The sequence below is a fragment of the Sutterella parvirubra YIT 11816 genome, assembly GCF_000250875.1.
Classification (GTDB): domain Bacteria; phylum Pseudomonadota; class Gammaproteobacteria; order Burkholderiales; family Burkholderiaceae_F; genus Sutterella; species Sutterella parvirubra.
Window position 1 is genome coordinate 1 of sequence record NZ_JH605011.1, and the last position, 15,098, is coordinate 15,098.

Sequence of the window (15,098 nt, forward strand, 5' to 3'; positions counted from 1 at the left end):
GAATTCCTGTACGCGCCCCAACGCACCCCGCGCGGCCGAATACGGATTTCGGTAGACTACACTTCCTTTTTCCACGGGTCCGCCCGCACCGTAAACACCGGCGGCCACACCTCCCGCATGAACCTTCTTCAACCCTACGTCACCCTCGACGCCGTTCGCCTCGACATCGCCGCCGCGAGCCGCAAGCGCCTCTTCGAAGAAGCGTCGCTTCTGCTCGAATCCGCCTACGGCGTCGCCCACAGCGAAGCCTTCGACGCGCTCATTGCGCGCGAGCGCCTCGGCTCGACCTGCATGGGTGCGGGCTGCGGGATTCCTCACGGCCGCATCGAAGGGGTGACGGAGCCCTGCCTCGTCGTGCTGCGCACGGCGGAGCCCGTCATGCTCGACGCCCCGGACGGGCGCGGCGTGCAGCTCTTCTTCTGCCTCATCGTCCCCGAAGGGGATTCCTCCGAATACCTCGGGATCCTGCGCGAGTGCGCGGCGATCATGAACGACCGCCCGATGCGCCAGGCCTTGATGAGCGCGCCCGATGCCACCGAAGTCTGCCGCCTCATTCACGAGTGGGAGCCGCCCGCGGACCTTCACAGCGACTTCGACTCGGCCTGGCACGAAGAAAACGGCGAAGAGGGTTCCTCGGAAGAGAACTGAGGCCGACCCGGGCTTCAGCAGCTCCCGAAGTCAGCGGCCGACCGCAGCGTCGACGCGCCCGCGGCACTCTTCCCGACGCTCCACGCTTCGTCGGGCCGAATAAGTTCCGCGTCGAGAAGATTCGCGTCATGCGTCGTGAAGACCAGCTGAGCCCTGCCTGCAGGTCCCTCTGCGCCCAGGACGGACTTCACGAGCCAAGCCGAAACGTTCGGATGGAGGCCGAGCTCGAGATCATCGATCACGAAGACCCCGTCGACGCCTTCCTTGAGTTGCGCAAAGACGGGAACCAGCGCCAGTAGACGCCTCGTGCCGTCCGACAGGTCGCTCCACGAGAGCGCCGTCTCTTCGCCCCGGGCGTTCTTCAGAATCGGCCGAAGGCGCTCAAGAACAACCCCGCCTCCCTCGCGCCGGACCAACATGTCCTCCGCGAGGAAGGCGTCCGAGCCGAGAAGCGCCAGCCGTTCTCCGAGCAAGCCCATCCGATCGGCGGGGCCCTCAACGCGCACCGCTTCGAGACGCACCAGTCCGATTCCGCTGTCCCGCATCATCTGCGTCACGGCTTCGCCCAAAGGATGCTTCGGATCACCCGAAGCCTCGACGGGAACGCTCCCGCACCGGGGCGTCAACACGCTGAGCCGCGCAAACCAGTCGTAAAGCGGGCGAAGCCTCACCGCATTGCACTGAACCGCCGTCGTGAGGAAGAGTTGGTTCTCCCTCGTCGACCGTTCGATGAGCCGAAGCTGTTCGAGCTCGTTCTTCGAGCGGAAGAACGCCTCGTCGAACCGCATGGTTTCGCCCTCCCGGCGTTCGTACGCCAACGTGAGCCGCTCGTCGAGAATCCGCTCCGGCGTGAGGCTCACCCGGTAGGACCAAATGCGCCCGTCGATGAACGTTTTGAGCTCCAAGCGGGTCGGACGCCTCAGGCATTCCGATTCCAGTTTGAAGGGGCGAACGGGGATCTTCCCGTCCGGGTTCGGCGTCCCGCGCAGAACCAAGTCCCGCAGGAAGCCGAGCGCCTCTACGAAGGCCGTCTTCCCCGAGGCGTTGCGCCCGTGAAGCGCGGCGACCGGAAGAAGCCGCATGCGGTATTCGGGAACGAAGAAGAGACGCTCGCGGGGCCGGACCGCCGAGACGGCCGTCATGCGGAGCTCCGCGCGGTCCCTGAAGGACTTCCAGTTGTCGAGGGCGAAGGTGATGAGCATGAGATGTTCCGGGGGTGAAGGGGTACCGCTTCACCATACTCCAATCCGGCCGCGGATGTCTTGACCTTGAGACGTTTCCCCGGGAAAGGACGGTTCATCGCCCTCCGTTCGTGCAAGAATGGGCCTCGCCCATTCACCCACCAAGGCGCGCCCCACCATGCAGCTCATTCTCGTCACCGGCCTCTCCGGCGGAGGCAAATCCATCGCGATCCGACAGCTCGAAGACAGCGGCTGCTACTGCGTGGACAACCTCCCCGCGGAGTTTCTGCTGCCGGTCGCCCACCGCCTGGGGAGCCTCGGCGAAGAGCGCGCTGCGGTCGCGATCGACGGCCGTTCGATCGCCACGATGAAGGAAGTGTCGGAGTCGCTCGCGAAGCTCCGCGAAGAGGGTTTCGACGTACGGGTGCTCTTTCTGACGGCCTCCACGGACGAGCTCATCAAGCGCTTTTCGGAAACCCGCCGGCGGCACCCCTTCTCGATCCGCGCCGAGCACGAAGGGAAGACGCTCACGCTTCGCGAAGCGGTGGAATTGGAGGCCGAGCTTCTTCAGCCGATGGCCAAACGCGGCATGATCATGGACACGACGGGGATCCTCCCCGCGCAGCTTCGCCGCTGGGTGCAGCAGTTCGCGGGAGAGCCGGGCGCCCGCATGACGATCACGTTCGAATCCTTCGCCTACAAGCACGGGATCCCCACGGCGGCCGACCTCGTCTTCGACGTGCGCTGCATCGCGAATCCCTACTACGACCCGGCGCTGCGGCCCTTGACCGGCCGCGACGAACCCGTCGCGCGCTTTTTGGCGGCGGGCGCCGAGGCCTGCCGGATGGTGGACGACATCGCCGCGTTTCTTGAAACCTGGATTCCGGCGTACCTGCGCCAGAACCGCCACTACCTCACGATCTGCATCGGGTGCACGGGCGGACAGCACCGCTCCGTCTGGGTGGCGGAAACGTTGGGGCGTCGCTTTGCGGGCCGCGCCGGCGTGATCGTGCGCCACCGCATCGCCGAGCAGCTCGCGCGCCTCGCCCCCGAGGCGACGGTGCAGACGGCCTGATTCAGCCGAGCTCGCGGAGCACGGCGAGATAGCGCTTCACGGGCACCGGCACGGCCGGGTGCCCCGCCACAGGGAAGGTTTCGAAGCCCACGAGTTCCGCCTTCAGGGCGTCGAACGTCGCCGCATCGACGTCCAAGAGCCACGCACGGATCGTGAGCGACCGGTGTGTGAGTTCATGGCGCATCGCCGGGAGTTCCTCACCCAGGGCCATCACGCCCAGAAGATCCTTGAGGCGGCGGGGAAGGTTCTCCGACGCCTCCTCGGGGAGCACCGCCATCGGCGGCACCCAAAGCCCGTGCCAGACGCCTTCGGGCGCGCGCCCCAGGAGCACCTCGTCCGAGGGACTCCTGACCAGGACGATCCCGACGGCGAGCTTTTGCTTCGCCAAGGGCTTCTTCGGGCGGGGAAGCGCCGTTTCCTCCCCGGGCGTCTCCGCGTGCGAGCGGCAGAGCAGCGCCACGGGACAGCGCCCGCAGTCGGCCGCCTTCGGGCGGCAGACGGTCGCGCCCAGGTCCATCAACCCCTGCGTGTAGGCGGCCATGTCCTCCGTCCCGGGGAGTTCCGCTTCGGCGCGCGAGCGCACCTCAGCTTCAAAGGCCTTTTCGCCCACGGCGCCCTCGATCCGGAAGACGCGCGAGAGGACGCGCTTCACGTTCCCGTCGATCATCGCGCGGCGCTCACCCGTGATCGCCGCGGCCAAGGACGCGGCCGTCGCGTCCCCGATGCCGGGAAGCGTCAGGAGCGACGCGTAGTCGGACGGCGTCACGCCGCCGAAGTCCGTCACCACGCGTTCGGCCGCATCGCAAAGGAGCCGGCAGCGCCGGTAGTAGCCCAAGCCCTCCCAGGCCTTCATCACGACGTCGCGGTCTTCCGCGGCGAGCGCCGCGGCGGTGGGCCAGCGCCCGACGAAGCGCTCCCAATAGGGCGCCACCGTCCCCGTCTGCGTCTGCTGGAGCATCACCTCCGCCACCAGGCGCTGGAAGGGATCGCGCGTGCGCAGCCACGGGAGGGCCTTGCGGCCTTCGGAGCGCTGCCAGCGGGTGAGTCGTTCGGCGAAAGCGGTCATCGGGAATGGAGGACGAAGAGTGGATCCGGTCAACGGGATGAAACGCACATTCTCACACGTTCGCCGGGACAGCGACCCTCCGACCATTAAAATGGACCGCGTTCTTTTCAACGAATTTCACCCCGCAGCCATGCCGCGTCCCGCCGTCAGTCTTCTTTGTTCGCTCGTCCTGCTCGCCGCCGGTGCGGCCTCGGCCATGCCCGGCATGAAGGGCATGCCCCCGGGGCACCCCAAGGTGATGCGCGGGGACATCACGACCTTCGAAGTGATCGCGGGCGACATCGCGCGCCACCGCGGCGAACCGGGCTTCGCGTACGACGCCTACATGGACGCGGCGCGCCGCGAACGGAGCGCCGAACTCGCGGGGCAGGCCTGGGAAGCGGCCGTTCAGGCGCAGGACTCGGGCCGGATGGTCGAGGCGGCGAAGCTCTGGTACGAGCTCGATCCCCTTTCGGCCGGTGCCCTCAACACGCTTTTGGTCGACGCCGTCAAGCAGGGCCGCCCGAAGGACGCCGAAAAGCTCCTCACGGAAGCCGCGGGCCGGTTCGACGCGCGGAAGGATGAGAAGGGCAAGGCCGATCCCGGCGCCTGGTTCGCGACCACGGCCCGCATCTTCCGGGGGCTTCCTCCCAACCGGGTGCGCGACGCCGTGACAATTCTGGACCCCTGGGCCGCGAAGTACCCGAAGCGCGCCGACGTCGGCATCGCGATGGCGCAGCTGCGCCGCACCGCGGGCGACCGCGTGCAGGCCTGCCGCGCCGCCGAAAAGGCGATCGCCCTCGACCCGAAGAATTCGTCCCTTCTCGTCGAAGCCGCCGACATCTGCTGGCAGGGCGACCGCACGGCCGCCTTCCGGATGTTGAACGAGCACCTGAAACGCCGTCCGAAGGACGCCGACGTGCGGATCGTTCTGGCCCGTGCGCTGGAGCGCTCGGGTGAGCGCGCGAAGGCGCTCGAAGCCGCCGAGCGCGCCGTGAAGGACGCGGGCGAGAACCTGCGCATCTACCAGAACGCCGGTCAGATCGCCGCCGAACTGAACGACGTCGAGCGCACGACCCGCTGGCTCACCGAATACGTGAAGCGCGTGCGCGAGGAAAACCCCGCGGTCGACCTCTCGCGCGCGGAACTGTGGCTGCAGCTCGGGAACGCCGCGTTGACGAAGCGCGACTTCACCGCCGCGGCCCGCTACTACCGCGAACTTCAGGCCGGTCCCTTCGCCGTGCAGGCGCGTCTTCGCGAAGCGGTGGCGCTCTCGGACGGCGGGAAGACGGAAGAAGCGCTGCAGACCCTTCGCACCGCCCGCACGAACCTGAAGCTCGACGCCCCGGTGCTCTTCTCCGCGGAAGCCTCCCTCCTGATGGAAAAGGGCCGCGCCCCGGAAGCGTTGGAAGTGATGAACGCCGCGCTGGAAGCACACCCGACCGACCCGGAAATCCTCTACGAGGCCGCGATGCTCGCGCAGGAAACCGGTGACTCGGCCCTCTCGGAAAAGCGCCTTCAGACGCTCCTCTCGATGAACCCCGAGCACGTCCAGGCGAACAACGCGCTGGGCTACCTCTGGGTCGAGCAGAACCGCAACCTCACCGAAGCGCGTGCGCTCCTTGAAAAGGCCTACCGCGCCGATCCGCTCAACCCCTACATCCTCGATTCGATGGGCTGGCTCTGCTACCGCGAAGGGCGCCTGCGCGCCGCGCGCGAGTTCGTGTCGGCGTCCTTGAAGAAGCTCTACGACGCCGAAGTAGCCGCTCACCTCGTCATCATCCTCCAGAAGTCGGGCGACCAAAAGGCGGCGGAAGCCACCTTCGCCGAACTCCTTGAGCACGATCCGGAGCACCCGACCGTCGCCCGTCTGCGCGAACTTTTGGGGAAGAAGCCGTGACCGCGCGCCGGACGGTTTTGGGCCTGGCGCTCGCGGGCGCCCTTGCGCTCGCGGGCTGCGCGGTCGTCCCCGAAGGGGCGATCCGCCGCGAAGGCCGCTTCAGCCTTTCGGCGAAGACGCCGCAGGGCGTCGAAAACGTCTCCGGGCGCTTTCTCTACCTCAAGGCCCCGGGACTCTCGAGGCTCGACCTCCTGACGCCGCTCTCAGGGGTCATCGCCCGGATCGAGCGCACGCCCCAAGGCGCCTCGATCGCGCGGGGCGCCGCGGACCCCCTCACCGGTCCCGACCTCGACGCGCTCCTCACGGCGCAGCTGGGCTTCGCGCTTCCCGTCGACGCGCTGGAAGCGATGCTCACCACGCCCCCGGCGGAAAACGAAACCGTCGCGGGCGACTGGCGCGCGACGGTGCTCTCGCGTGAGGCGTCGGGCGCACCCTCGCGGCTTCGCTTCACGCATCTCACGGAACCCCCCGTCACCGTCACGATTCTTTTGGATCCCACACAAGAATGAAGTCCGCCCTGGGGCTTCCCGCCCCCGCCAAACTCAACGTCTTTCTTCACGTGACCGGGCGCCTCCCCGACGGGCGGCACGCCCTGGAGAGCGTCTTTACGCTCATCGACTGGTCGGACGAGATCGACCTCTGGGACCTCTCCGGCACCGCACCCGGGAGGGTCGAGCGTACGGGAGACCTTCTCTGCGACGCCGAGAAGGACCTCGCGGTGCGCGCGGCGCGCCTTCTGATGGCGGAAAGGAAGCCCAGGGGCGGCGTGAGGATCCGGGTCAAGAAGCGCATCCCCGCAGGCGCCGGGATGGGCGGCGGGTCGTCCGACGCCGCCACCGTGTTGATGGGTCTCAACCGGCTCTGGAACCTGGGGCTCACGCGCGGGGAGCTCATGAAGCTCGGCGAGCGGCTCGGCGCCGACGTGCCCTTCTTCATCTTCGGCCGGACGGCCTTCGCGGAAGGGTTCGGCGAAAAGCTCCGGCCGTTTGATCTCCCGGCCTCGCGGTACCTCGTCGCATGGCCTGCGGCGCACGTCCCGACCGGGGAAATATTTGCGGCGCCCAACTTGACAAGGGACACGCCTTCCCACACAATAGCGTTCTTTTCAGACCTGGTCCGGAAAACCTGGCCCGCACTGCCGGGTCGCAACGACCTCGAGCCCGTGGCCGAGGCCTTTTCGGAAGCGGTCCGGCACGCCAAGACGATGTTCGCGTCGGCGGGGCTGGATCCCCGAATGACCGGCTCTGGGAGCGCCGTCTTCGCCGTGCTGCCCGAACGCTCGGACGTCGACGCCCTCGCGGCGTCGTTTCCCGGAGATTGGGCGGTGCGCGGAGTGAGCGGAATGGCGAAGCATCCGCTCTCGGACTGGCTGACTGATTGAAATACTCTCGGACAGGGGTATCGCCAAGCTGGCCTAAGGCACCGGATTTTGATTCCGGCATTCGAAGGTTCGAATCCTTCTACCCCTGCCACGAACCCTTAACCCGAAGCGGGCCCGCCGGCAGCGGAGAGCGCGCTTCCGAACGGGCGGTTTCCCAAGACGCCGCCTCAACCTCCGCGGCCGCCCGTGCGGTCCGCCTCACCAAGTAAAGAGCTCAATCATGGTCACCACGGTGCCGGAAAGTATGATGGTCTTCTCGGGCAACGCCAATCCCAAGCTTGCCCAGGCTGTGTCCCAGTATCTGAACATTCCGCTCGGCCAAGCGACGGTCACCCGTTTCAGCGACGGCGAAGTGATGGTTCAGCTGCTTGACAACGTCCGCGGCAAGGACGTCTTCATCCTTCAGAGCACCTGCGCTCCGACGAACGACAACCTGATGGAGCTGATGATCATGGTCGACGCGTTGAAGCGCGCCTCGGCCCGCCGCGTCACCGCCGCCATCCCGTACTACGGCTATGCGCGCCAGGACCGTCGTCCCCGTTCGACCCGCGTCGCCATCTCGGCGAAGGTCGTCGCGAACATGCTCCAGGCCGTCGGCGTCGACCGCGTCCTCACGATGGACCTCCACGCGGACCAGATCCAGGGCTTCTTCGACATCCCGGTCGACAACATCTACGCGACGCCGGTGCTTCTGAACGACCTTCAGTCGCGCAAGCTCGAAGACCTCATGGTCGTCTCGCCCGACGTGGGCGGCGTGGTGCGCGCCCGTGCGATGGCGAAGGCTCTTGAAGTGGACCTCGCGATCATCGACAAGCGCCGTCCCCGCGCGAACGTCGCGGAAATCATGAACATCATCGGCGACGTCAAGGGCCGCACCTGCGTGATCACCGACGACATCGTCGACACCGCCGGCACGCTCTGCAACGCCGCGGGCGCCCTGAAGGAGCGCGGTGCGAAGGCCGTCTACGCCTACATCACGCACCCGGTGCTCTCCGGCGCCGCCATCGAGCGCATCACGAATTCGGCCCTCGACGAACTCGTCGTCACCGATACGATTCCGCTCTCCGAGGCCGCCGAAGCCTGCCCGAAGATCCGCCAGGTCTCCTGCGCCGCGATCATCGGCGAAACCCTCCTGCGCATCGCGCGTGAGGACTCGGTGAGCAGCCTCTTTACCGAATAAGTTTTCTACCGCTTCCCCGCGGTTGGTCGCGACTGCGGGGAGTTTTTTCATCAACTCAATCTCTCACTGGAGAATTTCATGAAAGTCATCGCCACCACGCGTCAGACGCAAGGTACGAGTGCGAGCCGCCGCCTTCGTCGTGCGGACAAGCTGCCCGGCATCATCTACGGCGGCACCCAGCCCGCGACGCCGATCGAGCTCGAACACAATCCGATCTTCTACGCTCTGCGCAAGGAAAAGTTCCACGCCTCGATCCTGACGATGGAATTGGACGGCAAGGAAGAACTCGTTGTTCTCCGCGCCTTCCAGATGCATCCGTACAAGCCGCAGGTCATGCACATCGACTTCCAGCGCATCGCGCCGGACGAAAAGGTCACGATGCGCGTGCCGCTGCACTTCTCCGGCGCCGAAGAAAGCCCGGCCGTCAAGCTGAGCAAGGCCATCATCTCGCACGCCGTTTCCTACGTCGAAGTCACCTGCCTGCCGCTGCAGCTGCCTGAATTCATCGCCGTCGACCTCTCCAAGATGGAACTCGGCATGACGCTGCGCGCCACCGACATCGCCATGCCCGAAGGCGTGACGGTCCACAACGACGTGGTCGTCGCCTCGGTCATCGCCCCGGTTGAAGAAGAAATCATCGGCGCGGCTGAAGAAGCCCCCGCTGAAGAAGCCAAGTAATCCTTAGCTTCCTTCGACACCTGAAGGCCCGCAGGGGAAACTTCCGCTGCGGGCCTTTGCGTTGTGCGGCCGCGAGGCCGCCCCCCAAACACCCCGTGAAGCCCGCCACCCCGGGCGCCCACACCCCACACCGCAGGCCGCCTCTTTTCTCTCGCGGCCCCGTCAACTCCGCCCTTCGTCCCATCCGCAGCTCTTCATTCGTGCGGGACCGATCGGCGCACTTTGGAATCATCAATGGCCACCTTCGCCGAACTCGGACTCTCCGAAAACCTCGTCTCTTCGCTCACGCAGATGGGCTTTGAAGAACCCACCCCCATTCAGGAAGCCGCGATCCCCGCGCTCCTTTCCGGCGCCGACGTGTTGGGCCAAGCCGCCACCGGCACCGGGAAGACCGCCGCCTTTTCGCTCCCGCTCCTCGAGCGCCACGTGATCGGCACCGAAGCCGAAGACCCCGTGCTTCTCATCCTCACGCCCACGCGTGAACTCTGCCTTCAGGTGAGCGAAGCGCTCCACAACTACGGCCGCGACGCGGGCGTGCTCGTGACGCCGATCTACGGCGGGCAGGAGTACGGCCGCCAGATCCGCGCCCTGAAGCGCGGCACCCACGCCGTCGTCGCCACGCCGGGCCGCGCGCTGGACCACATCGAAAAGGGGACCTTGAAGCTTCGCAACATCCGCGCGGTCGTCCTCGACGAAGCCGACGAAATGCTCGACCTGGGCTTTGCGGACGAACTCGACGCGATCTTCGAAGCGCTCCCCGAGAACGCCCAGACGGCGCTCTTCTCGGCGACGCTCCCCCCGCGGATCGCCCGCATCGCCGAAGAACACCTCACCGACCCCGTACGCATTCAGATCGCGCGCGAAAAGACCGAAGAAGGCGAAGCGCCGCGCGTGCCGCAGATCGCCTACGTCGTGGGTCACAACTACCGTCAGGCCGCCCTGGGCCGCATCCTCGACATCGAGGGCCCCGAGCTCGCCATCATCTTCACGCGCACCCGCAATGAAGTGGACGAACTCACCGAGGGCCTGCGCGCCCGCGGCTGGAGCGTCGAAGCGCTCCACGGCGGGCTCGATCAGCCGACCCGCGACCGCGTGATGCGCCGTGCGCGCGCCGGTCAGGTCGACGCGATCGTCGCGACCGACGTCGCCGCCCGCGGGATCGACCTCGAAAACCTCACCCACGTCGTCAACTACGGCATTCCCGCCTCGTACGAAACGTACGTGCACCGCATCGGCCGTACGGGCCGCGCCGGGCGCACCGGGACCGCGATCACGATTCTGGAGCCGCGCGAACACCGCCATCTGCGCAACATCGAGCGCATCACGAAAGCCCGCATCGAAATCCGTTCGGTGCCGAGCGCCGACGACGTCGCCGCCCGCCGTCTCGAACAGACGAAGGCCGCGATGACCGAGATCCTCGAAGCCGGGGAGCTCGACCGCTGGCGCGTCATCGTCGAGCAGCTCTGCGAAGAAAACGATCCGTTCGACGTCGCCGCCGCGGCGCTCCGCCTCGCGGAAGAAGCCGAAGGCCGCACGGACGACGACACCGACATTCCGGCCTTCGCGCCCTTTGAGCGCCGCCGCAACGACCGGGGCGAGCGCGGTGAGCGCCGCAATGACCGCCCCCGCCGCGAACGCTCCTCCGAACCCGAACCCGGCATGACGCGCCTCTTCTTCGGCGCGGGCCGCGATGCGGGCGTGCGCCCGGCGGACGTCGTCGGCGCCGTCGCGAACGAAGCCGGGATCAACTCCCGCTCGATCGGCGCGATCGACATCGCCGAGCGCTTCACGATCGTCGAGGTCGAGAGCGAACTCGCCGAACAGGTGGTGAACGCCCTCCAGGGCATCCGCTACAAGGGCCGCAACGTCACGGTGAAGCTCGATCAGCCGCGCCGCTTCGAAGACCGCGGCGAACGTTCCGAACGCCGCGCGCCGCGCGAAGACCGTGAAGACCGTCAGGACCGCGAAGAGCGCGGCGCCCGCCGGTTCGACCGCTTCGACCGCTTCGATCGTGGTGACCGCAACGACCGCTTCAACCGGGGCGGCCGCGGTCCCCGCCGCTAAAATAGCGCGTCCACTCCATTCCCCCTTCAGGTAAGTCATGTCGAAGGCAATCCGTCTGATCGTGGGGCTCGGGAACCCCGGCCCCGAATACGCGGGCACCCGTCACAACGCCGGGTTCCGCTTCGTCGACGCGCTCGCGCGCCGCGAAGGCGCCGTCATGCGCGAAGAGCGCAAGTTCCAGGCGGAAGTGGGCCGCATCCGCGTGGGCGAGCGTGAGGTTTGGCTCCTGAAGCCCCTCACGTTCATGAACAACTCCGGCCGCGCCGTGCAGGCCGCCGCGCAGTACTACAAGATCTCGCCCGAGGAGATCCTCGTCGCGCACGACGAGCTCGACATCGACCCGGGTCAGATGCGCCTGAAGCAGGGCGGCGGCCACGCCGGCCACAACGGTCTGCGCGACATCGCCGCGCAGCTGGGCACCCCCGACTTCTGGCGCCTGCGCCTCGGCGTCGGCCACCCGCGCCGCCTCCAGATGGCGCAGCAGGTCTTCGACTTCGTCCTCTCCGCGCCTTCGCGCGAGCACCAAGCGGCTTTGGACGCCTGCATCGACGCCGCCCTCAAGGTGGTGAACGACATGGCCGAAGGCGACATGACGAAGGCGACGCGGGCGCTCGCACCCTTCTCGGGCTCGAAGAAGGCCGAGAAGGACGACGCGAAGAAGGAAGCCGCGCCAAAGAAGGGCAAGGGGAAGGCCTCGGGCCCGAAGCGCGGGCCCATCCTCGTGAGCGCCTGCCTTTTGGGTGAAGCCTGCCGCTACGACGGCCGCACCGTCCCGAGCGTGCGTCCGATCCTCGAAGCCCGCGGCTACCGCGAAGGCGACATCGTGGCGTTTTGCCCCGAAGTCGCGGGCGGCCTCTCCGTTCCGCGCGACCCCGCCGAGATCATCGGGGGTGCGGGCGCCGAAGTCGTCGAGGGCCAGGCCCGGGTGAAGACCCAAGCGGGCGTCGACGTGACGGACGCGTATCTCAAGGGCGCCCGCGACGCGGTGGCGCTCGCGAGAAAGCGCGGCGTCGCCTGCGCGCTCATGCGCTCGAAGAGCCCCTCCTGCGGGCGCGACAGCGTCTACGACGGCACCTTCACCGGGACGCTTCGTCCCGGCCAGGGCGTCGCCGCCGACCTGCTCACGCGGCGCATGATCCCGATCTACACCGAGACCGAGCTCGATCAGGTCCCCGAAGGGCCTGCCGCGCCGACGGACTCGCCTACAATCTGAGCAACCGTATTTCCAACGGGCGGCGCGCCCCTTAGGCGCACCGCCTCATCCAACCGAATCGACCGAGAAGAATCATGGGTTTGAAATGTGGCATCGTCGGGCTTCCCAACGTGGGCAAGTCGACCATCTTCAACGCGCTGACGAAGGCCGGCATCGCGGCGGAGAACTATCCCTTCTGCACCATCGAGCCGAACGTGGGCGTCGTTGAAGTGCCCGATCCCCGCTTGAAGGCCCTCGCCGAAATCGTCAAGCCCGAACGCGTCGTGCCCGCCGCCGTCGAATTCGTCGACATCGCGGGCCTCGTCGCCGGCGCGAGCAAGGGCGAAGGCCTCGGCAACCAGTTCCTCGCGAACATCCGCGAGTGCGACGCCATCGCCCACATCGTGCGCTGCTTCAACGACGACAACATCGTCCACGTCTCGGGCCGCGTCAATCCGATCGACGACATCAACGTCATCAACACCGAGCTCGCGCTCGCCGACCTCCAGACCGTGGAAAAGGCGCTGAACCGCTACTCGAAGCAGGCGCGCTCCGGGGGCGACAAGGAAGCGCTGAAGCTCGTCCTCGTCCTGGAGAAGATCCAGCCCGCCCTGAACGAAGGGAAGTCGGTCCGTTCGGTGGACCTGACCGCTGAAGAGCTCGCCACGATCCGCCAGCTCTTCCTCCTCACCGCCAAGCCCGTCATGTACGTCGCCAACGTCGAGGACCACGGCTTTGAAGGGAACCCGCTTCTTGACGCCGTGCGCGAATTCGCCGCGACAGAAAACGCTCCGGTCGTCGCCGTGTGCGCGAAGACCGAAGCCGACATCGCCGACCTCGACGAAGAGGACAAGGCGATGTTCCTCGAAGACATGGGCATGCACGAGCCCGGTCTCGACCGCGTGATCCGCGCGGGCTACGACCTCCTGGGCCTTCAGACCTACTTCACCGCCGGCGTGAAGGAAGTCCGCGCCTGGACGATCCACAAGGGCGACACCGCGCCTCAGGCCGCGGGCGTCATCCACACCGACTTCGAGCGCGGCTTCATCCGCGCCCAGACGATCGCCTACGAAGACTTCATCGCCTTCAAGGGTGAAAAGGGTGCGCAGGAAGCGGGCAAGATGCGCGCCGAAGGGAAGGACTACGTCGTCAAGGACGGCGACGTCATGAACTTCCTCTTCAACGTCTGATCGACGAAGAGATCATCCGGAGCGGCGATGCGCCGCTCCCGCGAATGGGCCGAATCCACGGATTCCGGCCCATTTCGTTTTTTCGGAGCGGTTTCCGGGCGTCTTCCGCCCTTATACTCAAAGAAGCAACTCCCACGACCATCCGCACGAACATGGCGACGACATCGACCAAACAACGACAGGACATGGGGGCGCGCCTGCGCCTCGAGCGCGAGCGCCTCGGGTACGAACCCCGGCAGATCGCGCAGCTCCTCGGCGTGCCGCTCGACGTCTACGAGCGCTTCGAAAAGGGCGAAGCCGACCCGGGCATCTACCGCATGCCGCGCCTTGCGGCCTGCGGCTTCGACGTGCTCTACGTGATCACGGAGGAGCGCCACCTGGCCGTTGAGGAAGAAAGCGAACTCCTGAACCGCTTCCGCGAACTCTCGCAGCGCGGCCGCGCCTCGATCTTCACGACCCTGGACGCCCTGGAGCGCCTCGCCCCCAATCTGCGCCGCGAACTCCGGAAGCGCTTCCGCTGACCGGTGCCCTCACAACCGCTCTCCGGAGCGGTTTTCGCGGCGTTCACAATAGATTTCATCTCTTGCGCTTGCACGAGCGATAAACGCGTGCTAGGATCCTTTCAACTTAATTGAGAACCCTTCTCATCGAGAGGATCCAACCCATGTCGCTGCTCAAGACCGAAATCCTGCCCTTCAAGGCCGAAGCCTTCCATCAGGGCGAGTTCAAGACCATCACCGACGCCGACCTCAAGGGTCACTGGTCCGTCGTCTTCTTCTACCCGGCCGACTTCACGTTCGTGTGCCCGACCGAGCTCGAAGACCTCGCCGACAACTACGAACAGTTCAAGAAGCTCGGCGTTGAGATCTACGCCGTCTCGACCGACACGCACTTCACGCACAAGGCCTGGCACGGTTCGTCCGCCGCCGTCGGCAAGGTGCAGTTCCCGATGCTCGGCGACCCGACGCTCGCCATTTCGCGCAACTTCCAGGTGCTCATCGAAGAAGACGGCATGGCCGAACGCGGCACGTTCGTCATCAACCCCGAAGGCAAGATCGTCGTGATGGAACACCACGACGGCGGCATCGGCCGCGACGCCTCCGAGCTTCTGCGCAAGATCGAAGCCGCGCAGTACGTCGAAGCCAACCCCGGCCAGGTCTGCCCGGCCAAGTGGCGTCCGGGCGCCGACACGCTCACGCCCTCGCTCGACCTCGTCGGCAAGATCTAATCCGTAGGCGCATCGACGCCGAGTCCGTTCCCGATCCGTGAGTCGGGAACCGGACATGAGGGCCGCGCCGCCGAACGCCGCGGCCCTTTTCACATTCACCGCAAAGAGAGACTTCGCCATGCTCGACGCCGCGCTCCAACAGCAACTGCGCAGCTACTTCGCCAACATCACCCGCCCGGTCACGCTCACCGCGTCGCTCGACGACAGCGACGGCGCGCGCGAGATGAAGACGCTCCTCGAAGAGGTCGCCGCGCTCTCCGACAACATCACGCTCAAACTCGACGGCACCGACCAGCGCCGCCCGAGCTTCCGCGTCGAACCCTCCGGCATCCGCTT

Annotated in this window: 14 protein-coding genes, 1 tRNA gene and 2 pseudogenes; 15 read left to right on the plus strand and 2 right to left on the minus strand. The window is 66.8% G+C overall.

Translation table 11 applies throughout. The features are described 5' to 3' along the window. The first annotated feature begins 117 nt into the window (after positions 1-117). Positions 118-648 (plus strand): PTS sugar transporter subunit IIA, encoded by a 531-nt coding sequence (locus tag HMPREF9440_RS08705; protein WP_040765362.1) that lies wholly within the window; start codon positions 118-120, stop codon positions 646-648. Positions 649-662: 14 nt separating this feature from the next. Here HMPREF9440_RS08705 and HMPREF9440_RS08710 read toward each other — a convergent pair whose 3' ends face one another. Continuing rightward, a complete protein-coding gene (locus tag HMPREF9440_RS08710) occupies positions 663-1,850 on the minus strand; it encodes an AAA family ATPase (protein WP_008543418.1) in 1,188 nt (395 codons plus the stop codon). Positions 1,851-2,007: 157 nt separating this feature from the next. On the opposite strand from HMPREF9440_RS08710, the gene rapZ reads away from it, so the two are divergent. After that, the gene (gene rapZ / locus HMPREF9440_RS08715; protein WP_040765489.1) at positions 2,008-2,904 is read left to right on the plus strand and encodes an RNase adapter RapZ; all 897 of its coding nucleotides are present in this window, start codon (positions 2,008-2,010) and stop codon (positions 2,902-2,904) included. 1 nt (position 2,905) lies between these two features. On the opposite strand, the gene HMPREF9440_RS08720 is transcribed toward rapZ, so the two are convergent. Further along, complete coding sequence (locus HMPREF9440_RS08720) at positions 2,906-3,970, minus strand: A/G-specific adenine glycosylase (RefSeq protein ID WP_008543420.1); 1,065 nt, start codon at positions 3,968-3,970, stop codon at positions 2,906-2,908. A 91-nt stretch (positions 3,971-4,061) separates the two neighbouring features. Here HMPREF9440_RS08720 and HMPREF9440_RS08725 point away from each other — a divergent pair, with 91 nt between their 5' ends. From HMPREF9440_RS08725 to HMPREF9440_RS12245, 13 genes and pseudogenes are all read left to right on the plus strand, one after another. Then, complete coding sequence (locus HMPREF9440_RS08725; protein ID WP_008543421.1) at positions 4,062-5,849, plus strand: tetratricopeptide repeat protein; 1,788 nt, start codon at positions 4,062-4,064, stop codon at positions 5,847-5,849. Further along, entirely contained in the window at positions 5,846-6,358 is a 513-nt protein-coding gene (locus tag HMPREF9440_RS08730; protein WP_008543422.1) for a lipoprotein insertase outer membrane protein LolB, read from the plus strand. Before HMPREF9440_RS08725 ends, HMPREF9440_RS08730 begins: the two co-directional genes overlap by 4 nt. Continuing rightward, a complete protein-coding gene (gene ispE, locus HMPREF9440_RS08735) occupies positions 6,355-7,230 on the plus strand; it encodes a 4-(cytidine 5'-diphospho)-2-C-methyl-D-erythritol kinase (RefSeq protein ID WP_008543424.1) in 876 nt (291 codons plus the stop codon). The genes HMPREF9440_RS08730 and ispE overlap by 4 nt, the downstream gene beginning before the upstream one ends. 13 nt (positions 7,231-7,243) lie before the next feature. Then, positions 7,244-7,321, plus strand: a tRNA-Gln gene (locus HMPREF9440_RS08740). A 129-nt stretch (positions 7,322-7,450) separates the two neighbouring features. Beyond that, positions 7,451-8,410 (plus strand): ribose-phosphate pyrophosphokinase, encoded by a 960-nt coding sequence (locus tag HMPREF9440_RS08745; protein WP_008543426.1) that lies wholly within the window; start codon positions 7,451-7,453, stop codon positions 8,408-8,410. 78 nt (positions 8,411-8,488) lie between these two features. Then, on the plus strand, positions 8,489-9,088 hold the full coding sequence (locus HMPREF9440_RS08750; RefSeq protein WP_008543427.1) for a 50S ribosomal protein L25/general stress protein Ctc: 600 nt from the start codon (positions 8,489-8,491) through the stop codon (positions 9,086-9,088). Positions 9,089-9,322: 234 nt separating this feature from the next. Next, positions 9,323-11,152, plus strand: coding sequence for a DEAD/DEAH box helicase (locus HMPREF9440_RS08755; RefSeq protein WP_008543429.1), 1,830 nt, complete (start codon positions 9,323-9,325; stop codon positions 11,150-11,152). 37 nt (positions 11,153-11,189) lie between these two features. Further along, positions 11,190-11,834: pseudogene (gene pth, locus HMPREF9440_RS12235) on the plus strand (aminoacyl-tRNA hydrolase); the annotation flags it as partial. A 39-nt stretch (positions 11,835-11,873) separates the two neighbouring features. Then, a complete protein-coding gene (locus HMPREF9440_RS12240; protein WP_245523604.1) occupies positions 11,874-12,365 on the plus strand; it encodes a 2-thiouracil desulfurase family protein in 492 nt (163 codons plus the stop codon). A gap of 74 nt (positions 12,366-12,439) precedes the next feature. Then, complete coding sequence (ychF, locus tag HMPREF9440_RS08765) at positions 12,440-13,534, plus strand: redox-regulated ATPase YchF (RefSeq protein WP_008543432.1); 1,095 nt, start codon at positions 12,440-12,442, stop codon at positions 13,532-13,534. 152 nt (positions 13,535-13,686) lie between these two features. Further along, positions 13,687-14,055, plus strand: a complete 369-nt coding sequence (locus tag HMPREF9440_RS08770) for a helix-turn-helix domain-containing protein (RefSeq protein WP_040765370.1) — start codon at positions 13,687-13,689, stop codon at positions 14,053-14,055. A gap of 143 nt (positions 14,056-14,198) precedes the next feature. Continuing rightward, positions 14,199-14,762 carry an alkyl hydroperoxide reductase subunit C gene (gene ahpC / locus HMPREF9440_RS08775; RefSeq protein ID WP_008543434.1) on the plus strand — a complete coding sequence of 188 codons (564 nt, stop codon included), beginning with the start codon at positions 14,199-14,201 and terminating at the stop codon, positions 14,760-14,762. Positions 14,763-14,880: 118 nt separating this feature from the next. Beyond that, positions 14,881-15,098 (plus strand): annotated as a pseudogene (locus HMPREF9440_RS12245) (alkyl hydroperoxide reductase subunit F); the annotation flags it as partial.

Bases quoted from the DNA above. Each gene is read 5' to 3' on its own strand.
- HMPREF9440_RS08705 (WP_040765362.1), top strand. From the start codon at position 118: ATGAACCTTCTTCAACCCTACGTCACCCTCGACGCCGTTCGCCTCGAC.
- HMPREF9440_RS08710 (WP_008543418.1), bottom strand. From the start codon at position 1,850: ATGCTCATCACCTTCGCCCTCGACAACTGGAAGTCCTTCAGGGACCGC.
- rapZ (WP_040765489.1), top strand. From the start codon at position 2,008: ATGCAGCTCATTCTCGTCACCGGCCTCTCCGGCGGAGGCAAATCCATC.
- HMPREF9440_RS08720 (WP_008543420.1), bottom strand. From the start codon at position 3,970: ATGACCGCTTTCGCCGAACGACTCACCCGCTGGCAGCGCTCCGAAGGC.
- HMPREF9440_RS08725 (WP_008543421.1), top strand. From the start codon at position 4,062: ATGGACCGCGTTCTTTTCAACGAATTTCACCCCGCAGCCATGCCGCGT.
- ispE (WP_008543424.1), top strand. From the start codon at position 6,355: ATGAAGTCCGCCCTGGGGCTTCCCGCCCCCGCCAAACTCAACGTCTTT.
- HMPREF9440_RS08745 (WP_008543426.1), top strand. From the start codon at position 7,451: ATGGTCACCACGGTGCCGGAAAGTATGATGGTCTTCTCGGGCAACGCC.
- HMPREF9440_RS08750 (WP_008543427.1), top strand. From the start codon at position 8,489: ATGAAAGTCATCGCCACCACGCGTCAGACGCAAGGTACGAGTGCGAGC.
- HMPREF9440_RS08755 (WP_008543429.1), top strand. From the start codon at position 9,323: ATGGCCACCTTCGCCGAACTCGGACTCTCCGAAAACCTCGTCTCTTCG.
- ychF (WP_008543432.1), top strand. From the start codon at position 12,440: ATGGGTTTGAAATGTGGCATCGTCGGGCTTCCCAACGTGGGCAAGTCG.
- HMPREF9440_RS08770 (WP_040765370.1), top strand. From the start codon at position 13,687: ATGGCGACGACATCGACCAAACAACGACAGGACATGGGGGCGCGCCTG.
- ahpC (WP_008543434.1), top strand. From the start codon at position 14,199: ATGTCGCTGCTCAAGACCGAAATCCTGCCCTTCAAGGCCGAAGCCTTC.